19 protein-coding genes and 2 tRNA genes are annotated in these 16,268 nt (G+C 68.3%); 8 read left to right on the top strand and 13 right to left on the bottom strand.

Going from position 1 to position 16,268, the window contains the following annotated elements:
* Nucleotides 1–30 precede the first annotated feature (30 nt).
* Entirely contained in the window at nucleotides 31–321 is a 291-nt protein-coding gene (locus tag AC1DQJ_RS18405) for a DUF167 family protein (RefSeq protein ID WP_477605958.1), read from the bottom strand.
* Nucleotides 314–625 carry a YggT family protein gene (locus AC1DQJ_RS18400; RefSeq protein ID WP_477605956.1) on the bottom strand — a complete coding sequence of 104 codons (312 nt, stop codon included), beginning with the start codon at nucleotides 623–625 and terminating at the stop codon, nucleotides 314–316. Before AC1DQJ_RS18400 ends, AC1DQJ_RS18405 begins: the two co-directional genes overlap by 8 nt.
* Before the next feature lie 128 nt (nucleotides 626–753).
* On the opposite strand from AC1DQJ_RS18400, the gene AC1DQJ_RS18395 reads away from it, so the two are divergent.
* Nucleotides 754–829: transfer RNA gene (locus AC1DQJ_RS18395), tRNA-Ala, on the top strand.
* A gap of 43 nt (nucleotides 830–872) precedes the next feature.
* On the opposite strand, the gene AC1DQJ_RS18390 is transcribed toward AC1DQJ_RS18395, so the two are convergent.
* The 4 genes from AC1DQJ_RS18390 to AC1DQJ_RS18375 form a co-directional block, all read right to left on the bottom strand.
* Nucleotides 873–1,289, bottom strand: coding sequence for a cupin domain-containing protein (locus AC1DQJ_RS18390; protein ID WP_477605954.1), 417 nt, complete (start codon nucleotides 1,287–1,289; stop codon nucleotides 873–875).
* A gap of 115 nt (nucleotides 1,290–1,404) precedes the next feature.
* Entirely contained in the window at nucleotides 1,405–4,269 is a 2,865-nt protein-coding gene (gene polA, locus AC1DQJ_RS18385) for a DNA polymerase I (RefSeq protein ID WP_477605952.1), read from the bottom strand.
* Between the two features lie 88 nt (nucleotides 4,270–4,357).
* Nucleotides 4,358–5,155 (bottom strand): isocitrate lyase/PEP mutase family protein, encoded by a 798-nt coding sequence (locus AC1DQJ_RS18380; protein ID WP_477605950.1) that lies wholly within the window; start codon nucleotides 5,153–5,155, stop codon nucleotides 4,358–4,360.
* A gap of 95 nt (nucleotides 5,156–5,250) precedes the next feature.
* Complete coding sequence (locus AC1DQJ_RS18375; RefSeq protein WP_477606053.1) at nucleotides 5,251–5,499, bottom strand: zinc-finger domain-containing protein; 249 nt, start codon at nucleotides 5,497–5,499, stop codon at nucleotides 5,251–5,253.
* A gap of 160 nt (nucleotides 5,500–5,659) precedes the next feature.
* On the opposite strand from AC1DQJ_RS18375, the gene AC1DQJ_RS18370 reads away from it, so the two are divergent.
* Complete coding sequence (locus AC1DQJ_RS18370) at nucleotides 5,660–6,598, top strand: ABC transporter ATP-binding protein (RefSeq protein WP_477605948.1); 939 nt, start codon at nucleotides 5,660–5,662, stop codon at nucleotides 6,596–6,598.
* 49 nt (nucleotides 6,599–6,647) lie between these two features.
* Nucleotides 6,648–6,724: transfer RNA gene (locus AC1DQJ_RS18365), tRNA-Arg, on the top strand.
* A gap of 142 nt (nucleotides 6,725–6,866) precedes the next feature.
* Here the strand turns inward: AC1DQJ_RS18365 and AC1DQJ_RS18360 are convergent.
* Nucleotides 6,867–7,493, bottom strand: coding sequence for a PEPxxWA-CTERM sorting domain-containing protein (locus tag AC1DQJ_RS18360; RefSeq protein WP_477605946.1), 627 nt, complete (start codon nucleotides 7,491–7,493; stop codon nucleotides 6,867–6,869).
* Between the two features lie 425 nt (nucleotides 7,494–7,918).
* Nucleotides 7,919–8,968, bottom strand: a complete 1,050-nt coding sequence (locus tag AC1DQJ_RS18355) for a 2OG-Fe(II) oxygenase family protein (RefSeq protein ID WP_477605944.1) — start codon at nucleotides 8,966–8,968, stop codon at nucleotides 7,919–7,921.
* Between the two features lie 216 nt (nucleotides 8,969–9,184).
* Between AC1DQJ_RS18355 and AC1DQJ_RS18350 the strand changes: the two genes are divergently transcribed.
* Together AC1DQJ_RS18350 and AC1DQJ_RS18345 are read left to right on the top strand one after the other, a co-directional pair.
* Nucleotides 9,185–10,666, top strand: coding sequence for an ATP-binding protein (locus AC1DQJ_RS18350; protein WP_477605942.1), 1,482 nt, complete (start codon nucleotides 9,185–9,187; stop codon nucleotides 10,664–10,666).
* The gene (locus tag AC1DQJ_RS18345) at nucleotides 10,663–11,355 is read left to right on the top strand and encodes a response regulator (RefSeq protein ID WP_477605940.1); all 693 of its coding nucleotides are present in this window, start codon (nucleotides 10,663–10,665) and stop codon (nucleotides 11,353–11,355) included. The genes AC1DQJ_RS18350 and AC1DQJ_RS18345 overlap by 4 nt, the downstream gene beginning before the upstream one ends.
* Here the strand turns inward: AC1DQJ_RS18345 and AC1DQJ_RS18340 are convergent.
* From AC1DQJ_RS18340 to AC1DQJ_RS18330, 3 genes are read right to left on the bottom strand one after another with little or no spacing between them, the layout of a single operon-like run.
* Nucleotides 11,352–11,819 (bottom strand): hypothetical protein, encoded by a 468-nt coding sequence (locus AC1DQJ_RS18340; RefSeq protein ID WP_477605938.1) that lies wholly within the window; start codon nucleotides 11,817–11,819, stop codon nucleotides 11,352–11,354. The genes AC1DQJ_RS18345 and AC1DQJ_RS18340 overlap by 4 nt on opposite strands.
* A gap of 40 nt (nucleotides 11,820–11,859) precedes the next feature.
* On the bottom strand, nucleotides 11,860–12,687 hold the full coding sequence (locus AC1DQJ_RS18335) for a heme-dependent oxidative N-demethylase family protein (RefSeq protein ID WP_477605936.1): 828 nt from the start codon (nucleotides 12,685–12,687) through the stop codon (nucleotides 11,860–11,862).
* Nucleotides 12,684–13,049 carry a VanZ family protein gene (locus AC1DQJ_RS18330; protein WP_477605934.1) on the bottom strand — a complete coding sequence of 122 codons (366 nt, stop codon included), beginning with the start codon at nucleotides 13,047–13,049 and terminating at the stop codon, nucleotides 12,684–12,686. Before AC1DQJ_RS18330 ends, AC1DQJ_RS18335 begins: the two co-directional genes overlap by 4 nt.
* A 96-nt stretch (nucleotides 13,050–13,145) precedes the next feature.
* Here AC1DQJ_RS18330 and AC1DQJ_RS18325 point away from each other — a divergent pair, with 96 nt between their 5' ends.
* Genes AC1DQJ_RS18325 through AC1DQJ_RS18315 form a run of 3 tightly spaced genes read left to right on the top strand, consistent with a single transcriptional unit; the run spans nucleotide 13,146 to nucleotide 14,904 of the window.
* Nucleotides 13,146–13,805 (top strand): HAD-IA family hydrolase, encoded by a 660-nt coding sequence (locus AC1DQJ_RS18325; RefSeq protein WP_477605932.1) that lies wholly within the window; start codon nucleotides 13,146–13,148, stop codon nucleotides 13,803–13,805.
* On the top strand, nucleotides 13,802–14,107 hold the full coding sequence (locus AC1DQJ_RS18320; RefSeq protein WP_477605930.1) for a 4a-hydroxytetrahydrobiopterin dehydratase: 306 nt from the start codon (nucleotides 13,802–13,804) through the stop codon (nucleotides 14,105–14,107). Before AC1DQJ_RS18325 ends, AC1DQJ_RS18320 begins: the two co-directional genes overlap by 4 nt.
* Before the next feature lie 20 nt (nucleotides 14,108–14,127).
* Nucleotides 14,128–14,904 carry an SDR family oxidoreductase gene (locus AC1DQJ_RS18315; RefSeq protein ID WP_477605928.1) on the top strand — a complete coding sequence of 259 codons (777 nt, stop codon included), beginning with the start codon at nucleotides 14,128–14,130 and terminating at the stop codon, nucleotides 14,902–14,904.
* Nucleotides 14,905–14,956: 52 nt separating this feature from the next.
* Here AC1DQJ_RS18315 and AC1DQJ_RS18310 read toward each other — a convergent pair whose 3' ends face one another.
* Together AC1DQJ_RS18310 and AC1DQJ_RS18305 are read right to left on the bottom strand one after the other, a co-directional pair.
* Nucleotides 14,957–15,373, bottom strand: a complete 417-nt coding sequence (locus tag AC1DQJ_RS18310; RefSeq protein ID WP_477605926.1) for a hypothetical protein — start codon at nucleotides 15,371–15,373, stop codon at nucleotides 14,957–14,959.
* Nucleotides 15,374–15,492: 119 nt separating this feature from the next.
* Nucleotides 15,493–16,260, bottom strand: coding sequence for a LytTR family DNA-binding domain-containing protein (locus tag AC1DQJ_RS18305; RefSeq protein WP_477605924.1), 768 nt, complete (start codon nucleotides 16,258–16,260; stop codon nucleotides 15,493–15,495).
* Between the last annotated feature and the right edge of the window lie 8 nt (nucleotides 16,261–16,268).

Raw genomic sequence — 16,268 nt, 5'->3', positions numbered from 1 at the left:
CGGGGGAGCATCTGGCTGGAGAAGGATCGCCTAGGGCCGCACTCCGAACGCCGTCTCGACGTCGGCCGCCTCGACCCCCCCGATCTCGATGATCTTCAGCCGCGCGGTCTCGCCCGCGGCGATGCGCAGCGCCGATTTCGGCCGCTTCAGCGCCTTGGCCAGGAAGGCGACCACCGCCGCATTGGCCGCGCCGTCGCTGGGCGCCGCCGACACTCGCACTTTCAGGAAGGCCCGCCCGGCCGGATCCAGCGCCCAGCCGTCGGCGCTGTCGCGCCCGCCCTTGGGCGTCACCCTGACGGCCAGACGATAAGGCTCAGCCAAGGCCCATCAGCGCGCCGGCCGCGGCCGGCAGCAGGTAGCGCTGGATGCCCGAGATCACCAGGATCGCCAGCACCGGGCTGATGTCCACGCCGCCCAGGTTCGGCATGATCTTCTGGAACGGCGCCAGCACTGGGCGGGTCACTGCATCCAGGAACCGGGCGACATTGTAGACGAACTGGTTGCGCAGGTTGATGACGTCGAACGCCACCAGCCACGACAGGATGGCGCTGGCGATCAGCGCGAAGACCAGCAGGCCCAGCAGGGCGTCCAGAATGAAGAAGACGAAGCCGACCAGCGGAGCCATCGCGAAATCCGTAGAGGAATGTGGCCCCTTCTATCGGCTGGCGCGCGGGCGCTGGCAAGACGTGAGGCCGCACCGCAGATCTGCGGCTTGACAGACCCGCCCCTCGCCCCCTAAGTCCCCGCCTTCCTGGGGCCGTAGCTCAGTTGGTAGAGCGCCTCGTTCGCAATGAGGAGGTCAGGGGTTCGACTCCCCTCGGCTCCACCAATCTCTCTCAAAGAGGTTGGTCGCTTCCAGGATCCTCTGAAATCTAGAGCTTGGTTCCCGGACCGTCCTCCGTGAGGACGCCGTCGAAGTGTTCCTCGTTGGCCGCGGCTTCGGCCTTGGTGGCGCGGATCACCCCGTCGCGGTGCTCGGGCGGGCCATAGAGCGTGTAGAGCTTCAGGGTCTTGTCGCCAGTGTTGACGACGTTGTGCCGCGCGCCGGCCGGCACGATCACCCCGAAGTCGGCCTTCACCTTGGTCTTCACGCCGTCGATCCAGACCTCGCCCTTGCCCTTCTCGAAGCGGAAGAACTGGTCGTGGGTCTCGTGCGTCTCCTCGCCGATCTCCTCGCCGGGCTTCAGGCTCATCAGCACCAGCTGCAGGTGCTTGCCGGTGTAGAGCACGCGGCGGAAGTCCTTGTTGCCCTCGGTCAGCTCCTCGATGTCGTCGACAAAGCCCTTCATGGCGTCCCTCGCTGGTTTGGAGGCCGAGGCTCGGCGCATCGGCGCTGCCCCGCCTTGATCGGCGTCAAGGCGGGTATCCAGCACTAAGCGGTTGGAACGGCGAAGGTTCCGAGACCTAGTGCGCGTCGTCCCAGTTGTCGGCGGCGCGGGCTTCGACCACCAGCGGCACCGATAGCGCCACCGCCGGTTCGGCCGCTCGCTCCATGATCTTCTTGATCACGGCGATGGCGGCGTCGGCTTCGGCCTGCGGAGCCTCGAACACCAGTTCGTCGTGCACCTGCAGCAGCATCCGGGTCTTCAGACCCGCCGCCTTCAGCGCGTCCGGCATGCGGATCATCGCCCGGCGCATGACGTCGGCGGCGGCTCCCTGGATCGGGGCGTTGATCGCCGCGCGGTCGCCGAACGCCCGCTCAGCCTGCGACTTCGAGCCCACCGCCGGAATGTGCACCTTGCGGCCGAAGATGGTGGTGACGAAGCCCTGGGTCCGCGCCGCCTGCTTGGTGCGGTCCATATAGGCGCGGATGCCCGGGAAGCGTTCGAAGTAGGTCTTGATATAGGCCCCGGCCTCGTCCTGGGGGATCGACAGCTGATTGGCCAGGCCGAAGGCCGAGATGCCGTAGACGATGCCGAAATTGATCGCCTTGGCGCGGCGGCGGGTCTCCGAGGGCATGCCCTCGATCGGCACGCCGAACATCTCCGAGGCGGTGGCCGCGTGAATGTCGTGGCCCTCCATAAAGGCCTTCTTCAACTGCGGGATGTCGCCCACGTGCGCCAGGATGCGCAGCTCGATCTGGCTGTAGTCGGCGCTGATCAGCACATGGCCCGGCTCGGCGATGAACGCCTTGCGGATCTTGCGGCCTTCCTCGGTGCGGATCGGAATGTTTTGCAGGTTGGGGTCGTTGGACGACAGCCGCCCCGTGGTGGTCGAGGCCAGGGCGTAGGAGGTGTGCACCCGCCCGGTCCGCTCGGCGATCGCGCTGATCAGGTTGTCGGTATAGGTGCCCTTCAGCTTCGACAGCTGGCGCCAGTCCAGCAGCACCCGCGGTAGCTCGTGGCCCTCGGCGGCCAGGTCCTCCAGCACCGAGGCGTCGGTGCCTTGCGCGCCGGTGGCCGTCAGCCGCTTCGAGGCCAGGCCCATCTCGCCGTACAGCACTTCGCCGATCTGCTTGGGGCTGCCCAGGTTGAACGGCCGTCCGGCCAGGCGATGGGCCTCGATCTCCAGCTCGCCCATCCGCACGGAGAAATCGTTGGAGAGCTTGCGCAGGGTCTCGGTGTCGACCTTGATCCCCTCGTTCTCCATCTGCGCCAGCACCGGCGGCATGCCCCGCTCCAGCGTCTCGTAGACGGTCAGCAGCCCCTCGCGCGCGAGCCGCGGGCGCAGGTGCTGGTAGAGCCGCAAGGTGACGTCGGCGTCCTCGGCCGCGTAGCAGGTCGCCGGCTCCAGCTTCACGTGCTTGAAGCTCTTCTGCGACTTGCCGGTGCCGGTCACCTTCGAGAACTTGATCGGCTCGTGCTCCAGCCAGCGCTTGGAGAGCTCGTCCATACCGTGGCTTTTGTGCAGCCCGCCCTCCAGGGCGTAGCTGATCAGCATGGTGTCCTCGATCGGCGCGACAGCGATCCCGTGGCGCGACAGGACGGCGATGTCGTACTTGGCGTTCTGGGCGACCTTCAGGACTGCCGGGTCTTCCAGCAGCGGCTTCAGCCGCGAGATCACCTTTTCAAGCAGCAGCTGCTCGATCGCCTCGGGGGCCTCGAACTCCAGGCCGCCGCTGTGCTCGTGCTCATGGCCGACCGGGATGTAGCAGGCCTCGCCCGGCGCCACCGCCAGCGAGATCCCGCAAAGCCCCGCGGTGGCCGATGACAGCGCGTCGGTCTCGGTGTCGAAAGCGACCACGCCGGCCGACCTGGCCCTGGCGATCCAGGTGTCCAGGGCGGCCAGGTCGCGGACGCAGACATAGGCGTCGACGTCGATGGCCGCGGCGATCGGCACGACGGTGGGAACGGGCTTGGGCGCCTGGGCCCCGGCCGGCGCGCTGGCCGTGCCGCCGCCGCCCTGCACCCGGCGGGCCAGGGTGCGGAACTCCATCTCCTCGAGGAAGGCGGCCAGTTCGGCGGCGTCGGGCTCCTTGACCGCCAGGGCGTCGACCGGCTCAGGCAGCGGGGTGTCGCAGTCCAGCCGCACCAGTTCGCGCGAGAGCCGGATCTGGTCGGCGAACTCGATCAAGGTGTCGCGGCGCTTGGGCTGCTTGATCTCGCCGGCCCGGGCCAGCAGCGTGTCGAGGTCGCCGTATTCGTTGATCAGCAGGGCGGCCGTCTTGACGCCGATGCCGGGCGCGCCGGGCACGTTGTCGACGCTGTCGCCACACAGCGACTGCACGTCCACGACCTTTTCCGGCGGCACCCCGAACTTCTCGATCACCTGCTCGCGGCCGATCTTCAGGTTCTTCATGGTGTCGAGCATCGACACCCGGTCGCCGACCAGCTGCATCAGGTCCTTGTCGGACGAGACGATGGTCACCTCGCCGCCGGCGTCGCGCACCTTGCAGGCATAGGCGGCGATCAAGTCGTCGGCCTCATAGCCGGGGAGCTCCAGGCAAGGCACCCCGAACGCCCGCGTGGCGCGGCGCATCAGCGGGAACTGCGGGATCAGGTCCTCGGGCGGCGGCGGCCGGTGCGCCTTGTACTGGTCGTACAGCTTGTTGCGGAACGTCTTCTCCGAGTGGTCGAAGATCACCGCCAGGTGGGTCGGCCCTTCGGCCTGCGCCTTCATCTCGACCAGCAGCTTCCACAGCATGTTGCAAAAGCCGCTGATCGCCCCGATCGGCAGGCCGTCCGACTTGCGGGTCAGCGGCGGCAGGGCGTGATAGGCGCGGAAGATGAAGCCCGACCCGTCCACCAGATAGAGCCGCTGTGCGGGTCCGTCCTGGGTCTGGGTGCGGGGGATGTCTTCCAGGGTGGCTTCAAGCGGCGCGTCGGTCATGGCCGGGAAGATAGGGCGGCGGCGCGCCCGGGTCAGCCCCTGGCGTCATGCTTGCTGACAACGCCTGGCAGGATCGCCGCCGCGCGCCCTAGCCGAAGCGCTTGTTAAGGTCGGGCGCGCCCTTGCCGGCCTCGGCCAGCTTGCTGGCGTCGCCGTCGGCCAGGAAGGCCTGCACCAGTTGGCCCAGGGTCGCATAGGCGGCGCGGAACGGGGCGGTGGCCGAGGACAGCCGGCGCACGCCGATCTCCTGCAGCCGCGCAGCCGGGGCGATGCCGCCGCGGCCCATGGCGTTGAGCGGCAGGGCGATCTCCTTGGCGAGCACGGCCAGCAGCGCCTCGTCGGCCGGGCCGGGCACGAAAATCCCGTCGGCTCCGGCCGACCGGTAGAGCTCGGCGCGGCGCAGGGTCTCGGCCAGGGCCGCTTCGCCCTCGGCCAGGCCTTTCAGATAGATGTCGATGCGGGCGTTGACGAACAGCGGGACGCCGGCGGACTCCGCGGCCTTGCGCACGGCTTCGATCTTCCGCGCGTGCAGGTCGGGCGAACGGGTCCCGTCCTCGAAGTTGATGCCCACGGCGCCGGCGCCGATCACGCCTCTGACCGTCTCGGCCACGGCGGCCAGGTCGTCGGAATAACCGCCCTCGATGTCGGCGGTCAGCGGGACCTTCAGCACCCGGCCCATCTCGCCGATCGCGTTCAGCAGCACCGGAACCGGGAGGTTGTCGCCGTCAGCATAGCCATGTGCCCAGGCCACGGCGGCCGAGGAGGTGGCCACCGCCTTCGCGCCGGCGTCCTCCATCATCGCCGCGCTGGCGGCGTCCCAGGCGTTGGGCAGGACGAGGATCTGCGGACCCTCGTGCAGGGACTTGAAAGTCTGGGCTTGGCTCATGGACGGCTCCTCATCGGTAACGACGATATAGGAGCCGCCGCCGTGACATGCTGGTGGGAATCGGCCGCCAACCGCGTCACTGCTGACAGGGTGTGTCAGTGGCCGTGCGGGCCCTCGTAGACGCCGGGGGCCAGGCGCTCGTCCTCCGGGCCCTCCGAGCCTTCCGGCAGCACGAAGCGGCGGTCGCAATAGGGGCACTCGACGAACGAGGCCTCGCCCATCTCCAGCCAGACCCGCGGGTGGCCCAACGCGCCGCCGACGCCGTCGCAGGCGACGCGGCCCGAGCGGACGACGACGACTTCCGAGGGCGGCAGGTCAGGGGTGCGGGCGCCTTTGGCGGGCATCGGCTCCAGCTTGGAGGAGCGGCCTTGATCGGGAACGGGGGCTTTGCGGGCCATTTCTTCGAACTCTCCGGCGGCGGAAGCTTGGCGGAAGCGCCGCACGCGCCTAGGTATTCGACCACGGCTTTCGCCGTCAATGCACGCCCCGGACACAAAGAGACGCATGACGCTACCTGAGTTCGCCATTGAGGCCGAGGGCGTGGTCAAGATCTACCCCGCGACCAAGACGTCGCCGGAGATGCACGCCTTGCGCGGGCTGGACCTGCGCATCCCCCGCGGATCGATCTTCGGCCTGCTGGGCCCCAACGGCGCCGGCAAGTCGACCTTCATCAACACCCTGGCCGGCCTGACCAAGAAGACGGCCGGCACGGTGCGGATCTGGGACCGCGACATCGACGAGCGGCCGCGCGACGCCCGCGCCGCGATCGGCGTGGTGCCGCAGGAGATCTCAGCCGACCCCTTCTTCACCCCGCGCGAGTCGCTGGAGGTGCAGGCCGGGATGTACGGCGTGCCCCCGGCCGAGCGCCGGACCATGGAATTGCTCAACGCCCTGGGCCTGGGCGACAAGGCCGAGGCCTATGTGCGCCAGCTCTCGGGCGGCATGAAGCGGCGGCTGATGGTGGCCAAGGCCATGGTGCACAATCCGCCGGTGCTGATCCTCGACGAGCCGACCGCCGGCGTCGACGTCGAGCTGCGCCGCCAGCTGTGGGCCTATGTGCTCGAGCTGAACCGCAAGGGCGTGACCATCGTGCTCACCACCCACTACCTGGAAGAGGCGCAGGAGCTCTGCGACCAGATCGCCATCGTCAATCGCGGCGAGGTGGTGGCCTGCGAGTCGACCTCCAGCCTGCTGCAGCGCCTGGACACCCGCAATGTCGTGGTCACACCGGCCGAGCCGCTGCTGACGGCGCCCGACCTGCCCGGCTTCGAAACCAAGCCGCGGGCCGGCGGGGCGTTCTCGGTGACCTACCGCACCGGCCATTCGAGCGTCGAGCAGGTGCTGGCCGCGGTGCGCGCCACCGGCCTGCACATCAAGGACATCGCCACCGAGGACCCGGACCTGGAGGACGTCTTCGTCTCCTTGACCACGGCCGGCGCCTAACCCTTCCGTTTTGCGCCGCTTTCGGTTAGACAGCGCAACTCTCAAAGACGCACCCGTAGCTCAGCTGGATAGAGCGTTGCCCTCCGAAGGCAAAGGTCACACGTTCGAATCGTGTCGGGTGCGCCATTTCTCCTCGTCGGATCAATGATTTAGACCCTCGGCGCCGGCCGCTGGGTTCTCCATGCTCGATCGAGCTGACACGGCATCGAGGCATGAAAAAGCCGGCGGAGCGCGCCCCGCCGGCTTTTCGAAGTCCAACTTCGCTGCCTTAGGCGGCGGCGAAGGTCGTGCGACGACGGCGGATCGCCGCGCCGGCCAGGCCGAAGCCGGAGATCATCATCGCCCAGGTCGCCGGTTCCGGAACCGCCGACAAGCCGCTGATATCGTCGACTTCGAAGGAGTTGTCGGCCGACTCGAAGGTCAGGCCAGTGATGTAGTCGCCGGCGCCGGCGATCGCATAGAAGCGGCCATTGGTCCCGGGCTGCTGTTGATTGCCGTTGGCCGGACTCGGGATGACGATCGTGTTGCCGCTTTTGGCGTGGATGGTCAGAGTGTTGTAGGTGTCCAACGAACCCCAGTTGAAGCTGATGCTCGACATGATCGAGTCGAACGTCAGCACCGCCTTGCCGCCGCCCTTGACCGACATGTAGTTGCCGCCGGGGTCGGAGAACGGGTTCTGGGCGCCATCGCCGTTGGTGACGCTCTGGATAATGGTCAGCGTCGAGCTGTCCAGAAACGCCAAGCTGCCATCGGTGAAGTCGTAGAGGAGGGTGTCTGGGGCGCGGGGCGCATCCAGACCGGGCTCGAAGCTATAAATGACAGCGGCGTTCGCTGAACCCGCAAGCAATACAGTCGCCGCAGCGGCTGCTGCAGCACCTTTCGCCAGCAATTTCATGAGGTTAGCCCCTCAGTGCGGTTGTTGATGGCCGCCGAGCGCAGCCATCTTCGATAACAGCGATAGCTGAGCTTCTATCTTAAGTAAATATAAACCATACCTTCAACCGCCAGAATCTTTCCATATGTGTCGGGTAGACGACCAGTAAGGGTGGCTATCGTGCGAGTTGCGACTCTCGCAGTTCTTAGTATCTCGAGGTTGATCGTGATGCGTATGGAGGTTTGGATTTAAGTATAATCTATGCGTGATCACGCATTCCGACGCATTTCCGCCACTATAGATTCAGGATGCGGCGATTGTGGCTGATACCGATCTGACGCCAGGGCGGGCGACGAGGCGAGCTTGACTGAAAAGATCATCGTGCGGCCGCGCCTAGCCCTGCCTTGTGGGAAACCTGCACCTTCCCTGTTGGCCTCGCTGAAGGCTCAAACCTCCTCGGCCAAGGTGTGCAGGTTCTTCAGCCGAAGCTGTTCGCCCGCCTCGTCGTGGAAGAACGGCAGGAAGGCGTAGCGGCGGCCGCGCGTCACTGGCGTGGCCTCGTGCAGCAGCGAGCAGGAGAACACCACCGCGCCGCCGGTCGGCGGCCGGTAGGTGCGCGCGCCATACTCCGGGAACCGCAGGTCCCCGCCCTCGAATTCGTCGGCGTTGAGGTTGATCGAGCAGGCGAACTTGCGATGCGCCGTGCCGGTGGTGGTGTTGTCCCGGTGCGGACGGAAATAGCCGCCATCGTCGGCGTCGTAGCAGGCGACGATGTAGCGTTCGATACGGCTTGGCCGGAACTGGAAGGCCAGGTTGATCTGGCGCATCAGACGGGTCTCCAGGCGCTGAATGATCTGCCGCTTCAGGTCCGGATGCTCGACCGTGACGTCGCTGCGGCTTTTGAAGCTGTCGAGCACGGGAACCGTCTTGTCGCCGACCTGTCGCATGACCCCGGAGGGCGTCCCGCCGACCTCGTCGTAGAGCGCAATCAGTCGTCGGCACAGCTCCGGTTCGAAGATCCGCGGAACGATCAGCACCGGGGCGTTCAGCGGCGTTCCGGCGTGATCGTCGGGCGCCGGCAGCCGGTCCAGCAGGCCAAGCACCCGGTCGGTGTCGCTCATCGCGCCCGTGAACAGGATCCGCAGGCTGGGATCGATCACGCACCAGTGCGGGGCCTCGGCGCCGTCCTCGCCCAGCGCGCGGTAGAGCCGGCTGACCATCCCGCCGCGGTCGAGGAACCAGCGGACGCCTAGGCGGTCCTTGGCCGTCGCGATGGCCGCCTCGTCGCGGACCACGCAGAAGACGATCAACCTGACCTGGTCGAACAGCGCCTGCGCCGCCTCGATGGCGGCCAGCGCCGCCCCGCGCGCTCGCGCCTCCTCCGGGAGGAAGGCCAGGACCACATAGCGGCCGCCGAGGCTGGAGAAGTTGAAGCGCGGATTGGTCGGCGTCGGGCAGACGAACCAGGGCGCGGCTTGACCGGGAGGGAGGCTCATATGCGGTTGGTCGCGTGGACGTCCGCGCCCCACAAGCATAAGAAGCTTATAAGGATGCGCCCCGCGCAAGCCGCATAAGCGGGGCATAATTGTACCGGATCGCGGTGCGCTCCATGGTCCGCGGCGTCGGCGGCCTCGCTCGTCTCCCAATCTTCGAGCCTGGGGTTCCCACGGACAGGGCGACGCCGCCGACGACCCGGCTTTGCAAGGAACCGCATGGCGCGGGAACGGACAATCAGATCGCGAAGGCGCCTGGCCGGCGCCTGGCGCTACCTGGCCGCGCTCGGCTTCGTGGCCGCCTCGACCGCCGTCGCGGAGGTCATCTATCGCGTCTTCGACACCGACCGACTGTCGATGGTGTTCCTGGCCGGCGTGCTGGTCTCGGCCGTCACCCTGGGGCCGGGGCCAGCCTACTTCGCCGCCGCCGCCGCCTTCGTGGTCTATGACGTCTACCTGGTCGAGCCGCGCTTCGTCTTCACCCTGACCTCGGCCGAGGACGTGATCGTCCTCATCGTCTTCCTGGCGGTGGCGGTGCTGACCGGCGGTCTGGCCGGGCGCCTGCGTGAGGCGCAGCGCAAGGCCGAGGCCAGGGCGCGGACCTCCGGCGCCCTGCTGCGCGCCAGCGAAGAGTTCTCGGCTTCGGACAACGAGGACGCCGTGCGTCAGGCCCTGGCCAGCCGGATTGCCGAGGCCGGTCGCGAGGCGGTGGTCTTCTACGATGGCAGCACCTGGACCGCCCCGGCCCGCAACGCCGCGCCCGCGGCCCTGGCGGCCATCGCCCAGGCCCCGGCGGCCCATGCCGCCACCTTCGAGGCCGGCGGCTGGCGTCTGCGGCCGCTGCGCGCCGACGGCCACGCCCTGGGGGTCGCCGCCTGGCGCCCGAGGGAGCGGTCGATGGCCGAGGACGACGATCGCCTGGTCGACGTGCTGGTCGACATGGCCGGGGCCGCCATCGTCCGCTCGCGGCTCTCGGGCGAGCGCGCCGAGATGCAGGCCCGCACCCGCACGGAGGAACTGCGCAACGCCCTGCTGTCCTCGATCTCGCACGATCTGCGCACCCCGCTGGCGGCGATCCTCGCCTCGGCCAGCAGCCTGCGCGAGTTCGGCGACCGCTTCGATGCGGCCACCCGCCAGGACCTCACCCTGACCATCCAGGAGGAAGCCGAGCGCCTCAACGTCTTCGTCGGCAACCTGCTCAACATGACTAAGCTGGAGTCCGGGGCCCTCACCATCGCCGGCGTCGCCTTCGGCATGGCCGAGGTCGCCGAGCGGGTGGCGCAGCGGGTCCAGCGGCGGGCTGGCGCCCGTGAAATCGTCCCTCATGTGGCCGGCGACGACCTGTCGGCGGTGGGCGACCCGATCCTCGCCGAGCAGGCCTTGGCCAATGTAGTGGAGAACGCGGTGCGCTTCTCGCCCAACGGCGCCCGCATCGACATCACCGGCCGCCGCGAAGGCGGCCGGGTCGTGGTCGAAGTCGCCGACGAAGGGCCGGGCGTGCCGCCGGCCGAGCTGCCGATGCTGTTCGAGAAGTTCTACCGTTCGCCCTCGACGGCGGCCGGCCAGCAGGGCACGGGCCTGGGCCTCTCGATCACCCGCGGCCTGGTCGAGGCGATGGGCGGGAACGTGTCCGCCCGCGCCCGCGACGACGGCCGCCCCGGCCTCGTCGTGGCCCTGGCGCTGCCGGGAGTCGCTGCATGAACGCCCACCTGCTTCTGGTCGACGACGAGCAGCAGATCCTGCGCGCGCTCAAGCCGGCCCTGGCGGCGGCCGGCTATACGGTGACCACGGCCGAGACCGGGCACGAGGCCCTGGCGCACCTGGCGGGCGAGGTCTGCGACGTGGTGATCCTCGACCTTGGCCTGCCGGACATGGACGGCAAGGCGGTGATCTCGCGCATTCGCGAATGGTCGGAGGTCCCGATCCTGGTGCTGTCGGCCCGCGATCTGGAGCACGAGAAGATCGCCGCCCTCGACCAGGGGGCCGACGACTTCATCAACAAGCCCTTCGGGGTCGGCGAGCTGTTGGCCCGCATCCGCGCGGCGCTGCGCGGTCGCGAGCGTCGCTTCTCGGCCAACGCAGTCTACCTCAGCGGCGATCTGGAGGTGAACTTCGCCACCCGCCGCGTCGTGCTGCTGGGCGACGAGGTGCGGCTGACACCGCGCGAATACGACTTGCTGAAGACCCTGGCGCGCTACGGCGGGCGGGTGGTCACCCATCGCCAGTTGATCACCGCGATCTGGGGGCCGGCGGCCCAGGTGGACGCACAGTTCGTGCGGGTGCTGGTCGCCCAGCTACGCCAGAAGATCGAGGAAGAGCCGTCGACCCCGAAGATCCTGCTGACCGAGCCCGGGATCGGCTATCGCCTGACCCCGGAGGACGAGGTCTAGCGCTTGCCGGGCCAGGTCAGGAAGCCGTTGGCGTCGCGGCCGGCGGCCGTGAAGGCCATCTGCGGCCGCGGTGCGACGGCGGGCGCGGCGGCCCCGCCGGTGGTCCAGGACTGATAGACTTCCTCCTCGGTGATCCGGGCCTGAGGCGCCGGCGGAGGGACGCGGGCGTACTCGCGCTCGGGCGGCGGCGCGGCGGCGACCTGCACGCGCGGTTTCTTCTTCGGCGGGTGGCGGTGGACCTTCACCGGCTTGGCCGGCGCCTTGGCGACCTTGGCCGGCGGGCAGGCCTTGGCGATGATCTCCTCGACGCTCGGGCAGGAGGCGGTCGGCGCGGCGGCGGCGGTGGTCATCGGAACGGTCACCGCGCCCTGGTCCGCGGTCGCGCCGACCTTGGGCGGGCCCTTGGAGTCGCAGGCGGCCAGGGCCACGAACACGGCGATGGACAAGACGGTGCGCAGGCGCATGGCGGTTCCCGGCGTCAGAATGAGGCCCCAAGGATGAAGTTCAGTTTTCGTTAATGCTGTGGCTTTCACCGTGGGCGCGAAGAAATCCCGTGACAAGCTCGTCGTAGAGCGCGAGCCGCTTGTAGGCGCGGAAGTCGGCGCTCGCCGTAGCCCAGGCCCGGGCGAAGGCCGCCAGCCGCGGCGGGTCGGCGGCCAGGTCGTCCAGCGGATGCAGCCACACCCGGATCGTGAACAGCGCCCCGCCGGTGCGCGGCAGCCGCCTCAGGGTCTGGCGCTCGACCCGCACGAACAGCTCCGCGCCCGCCCGGCTCGGATCGATCGCCGGGATCTGGGCGCGGATCGGGGCCGGGTCGGGGGTGAACGACTCGCCGGAGTTCACCACGCTCCAGTTGCGCCGCTCGAGGATCAGGCCGGGCCGCAAGCCGTCGAAGATCCGCACCACCCGCACCAGGAAGCGGTCGGCGAAGCCATGCACCGGTCCGTGGATGTGGGCCAGGCTGCGGCCCAGGACCTCGGGCGCAGAGAAGAAGGTCGGGGCGCAAAGCGACAGGGCCGAGACCCGCCAGTGGCCGTCCCGCCTCTCCATCAGCACCAGGTCGTCCGGCACGCGGCGGGCGGCGGCGTAGAGCGGCGGCAGGTCGGCCGACGCCGGACCCAGCGCCGCCTCGACCAGGTCCAGCACCTCTTGCTGCCCGTCCCGCGACTCCGGCGTCTCGCCCCAGACCGTGTCGCGATGGTCGCGGTAGAGCGGGTCCTTGCGGGCGGCTGGATCGGCTTCGCCGCCTTCGAGCCAGGCCTCCGCTGCGATAGGCTTCAACCCGATGGCGAAGTCGGCGCCGTCTTCGTAGGGGGCGTGGCGAATGCTCATCGCGGCTTGAAGCGGCGGGCCAGCGCCCACAGCCCCACGCCCAGCGCGATGCCGATCGAGTCGGCCAGGGCGTCGCGCCAGTCGCCCTGCCGGCCATAGGGCATCAGCGCTTGGGCGACCTCGATGCCGACGGCCAGCACCCAGACGCCGACGATCACCGCCCAGCGCCGATGGGTCGACATCAGCAGACCGATGATGACCAGCAGGCCGAAGGCGATGGCGTGCGCCGCCTTGTCCCAGATCAGGGCCGAGCCCGGCACGTCGTCGTTCGGGGCCAGGGTCAGATACAGGATCACGGCGACCGCCCCGCCGAACACCGCCAGGCGCAGCGGTCGCGGGATGAACGAGAAGAAGGCGTGCATGCCCTTTTAGTAGCGGCGGCGCGCGGCGTCGGCGAGCCTTTCAAATCCGGCCCAGGCCCGCTAGCTTCCGGGCATATTCAAACACGGGTTTAATTCATGTCGGTCGAAGCGGTGATCTGGGATTTCGGCGGGGTGTTCACCTCGTCTCCGTTCGAGGCGTTCGCGCGCTATGAAGCCGAGAACGGCGTGCCCAAGGACCTGATCCGCAAGGTCAACTCGACCAACCCCGACAGCAACGCCTGGGCGCTGTTCGAGCGCAACGAGATCGACGCCAAGGGCTTCGACGAGCTGTTCCTGGCCGAGTCCACGGCGCTGGGCCATCCGGTCCCGGGCCGTGACGTCCTGCCCCTGCTCTCAGGGTCGGTGCGGCCGCGGATGGTCGCAGCGCTCAAGGCCTGCAAGCAGCACTTCAAGGTCGGCTGCATCACCAACAACATGGTCAGCCACCACAGCCCGGGGGCGGACGAACCGCAGCGCGCGGCAGGGGCCATGGGCCAGATCCTGCCGCTGTTCGACCAGGTGATCGAAAGTTCGAAGGCCGGCGTGCGCAAGCCGGACCCGGCGATCTATCTGATGATGTGCGAGGCCCTCGGGGTGAAGCCGGAGGCTTGCGTCTACCTCGACGACCTGGGCATCAACTGCAAGCCGGCCGCGGCGCTCGGCATGCGCGCGATCAAGGTGGTGGACGTCGACCAGACGCTGGCCGAGCTTTCCGCCGCCACCGGCCTGGTGTTCGACGAAGAGGAGCTTGCGTGACCCGTCCATCCCGTATCGGCGCCGAGGCGGCGCTGGCCAAACTGCCCGGCTGGAAGGTCGCCGGCGACAAGCGCGAGGCGATCTCGCGCACGTTCAAGTTCGCCGACTTCAACACCGCCTTCGCGTTCATGACCCGGGTGGCGATTCGCGCTGAGCAGCTGGACCACCATCCGGAATGGTTCAACGTCTACAACCGGGTCGACGTGATCCTCACCACCCATGACGCCGACGGGGTGACGGAACTGGACGTGGCGCTGGCGACCTTCATGGACGAGGCGGCCAAGGCCGCGGGAGCGCAATAGCCTAAGCTGGGAGGACGGCGATGGCGGGACGGGTCGAGGGGAAGAAGGCTTTCATCACCGGCGCGGCCCAGGGCCTTGGCGCGGCCATGGCGCGGATGCTGGCCGCCGAGGGCGCCAAGGTCTCGATCGCCGACATCAACCACGAGGGCGCCAAGGCAGTGGCGGGCGAGATCAACGCCGAGCACGGCGAGGGCACGGCCTTCGCCTTCCCGCTGGACGTCACCAAGGAAGACCAGTGGATCTTCGCGCTCGAGGAGGCCGATGCGGCCATGGGCGGGATCTCAGTGCTGGTCAACAACGCCGGCATCAGCCGCGGCGGCGACATCGAGCAGCTCAGCTTCGAGGATTGGAAGCTGGTGATGAGCGTCAATGTCGACTCGGTGTTCCTCGGGACCAAGCACGCGCTGAAATACATGCGCGAGAACCAGCCGGGCTCGATCGTCAACATCTCCTCGATCGCCGGCCTGATCGCCGCCCACAATTCGCCGGTCTACAACGCCTCCAAGGCCGGGGTCTGGCTGCTCAGCAAGGGCATCGCCCTGCACTGCGCCAAGCAGGGGCTGGATATCCGCTCCAACTCGGTCCACCCGACCTTCATCGACACCCCGATCCTCGACCCGCTGCGCCAGCAGTTCGGCAAGGAGGTCGCCGAGGGCAAGCTGGCCCGCCAAATCCCGCTCGGTCACATCGGCGAGCCCGACGATATCGCCCATGCGGTGCTCTATCTGGCCAGCGACGAGAGCAAGTTCATGACCGGCGCCGAGATGAAGCTCGACGGCGGCATCTCGGCGATGTGAGGCGCTGGTACGTGACGCTGTTCACGATCGTCGTCGCCATGCTGCCGTACGGCTAGCCTCTCATCGTAGGTCGCCCCGCCAGGGTCCTGCGCCCGACGGTTGCGGCCACGGCGAGGCCGGCCAGAATCGGCAGCAGGATGCCCGCCACCTGCATCCAGAAGGGATGCGGAGCTGCAGTGAGCGTGACGAAGAAGGCGCCCGCGACCATCACGGCGATGAGCACCGCAGGCCAGCGGGCGTCTGCGATCCAATTACCGAGCAGGCCGCCCACTGCGACGCCGACTGCGTAGCCGCCGACAACCCAGGCCTGGGCGGCGAACGACATCTGCGCCAGCATCTCGCGCTTCACAGGATCCCTCGGATCCATGGTGGGGAACGGGAAGATCACATGGCCCAGCAGTTGCCAGGCGTAGATCCCAGCAAAACCAACCGCGGCGCCGGCGACCATTCCAAGCAGAGTCCTGAACATGCCAAAACCCCCGAGCCCAGGACTTCAATCAGCTCCCGGGATTAGCCGTCCGCGCATTTTGTATCCGTGACCGAAGCGGCGCCATATCGGGTGAACCCCTGCGGCGGCCGCGAGCGCCGTCAGGAGCTCGCAGCCTCGAGGCCTGAGCGAACGGCTGCGAGGTAGGTTCTGCCGACCGGTACGGTCAGACCCCCCGTGAGCTCGATGAGCGTCTGATGGCCGTCGCGGCGCAACCCGGCGACTTCCTTGCGCGCGACCCACCAACGCCTGTGCGCTTGAAAGCCAAGCTGCGGCGGCAGGATCTGCACGGCTTCGCTGAGCCGCATGTAGATGAGAGCCGATCCACGGCGTGTATGGACCAGCAGATAATGGTCCTGCGCCTCGAGGGCCAACAGGTCCCGTCCTAGCCGGTCAGGGACGCGCTCGAAAAACGGATCGGCGTTCACGTCCTCTGCAGGGGGCGCTGGCCGGTGGGGGGCCAGGAACGGCCATGCCGCAATGCCGGCAATGACCAGCTGGACCGCCGCTACCGAAAGATAGAGCGACACCAGGCGTCCTGGCGGCGTCGACCGTCCGAAAACCACGTCGAGCGCCCATGCCACGACGAACATCATTGGCAGAGTCGAGAGCAATCCCACGAGGACGATCGCGGCGACCTTCGGGAGGCGAGCGAACGCGGCCCAAGGACGAAGGATCTGCAGGGTGGCGATCGCCAGCCCGTAGCCCGTCGCCACAAGGCCGAACCAGAAGGCGTAACGTTGGGGGTGCGCCAGAGACTGAAACGAGCCGAACGGCCCTGCGAACCCCAGAAATACCCCCAGCGCGATCGCACCGTAGAAGCTGGTGAAGAGCGGGGAGGTCCAGGTTCGGAGGGGAATCGAGGTCATCTTGCGGC

The sequence above is a fragment of the Phenylobacterium sp. P4_E10 genome, assembly GCF_056401675.1.
This window is presented reverse-complemented; position numbering and strand designations above follow the sequence as displayed.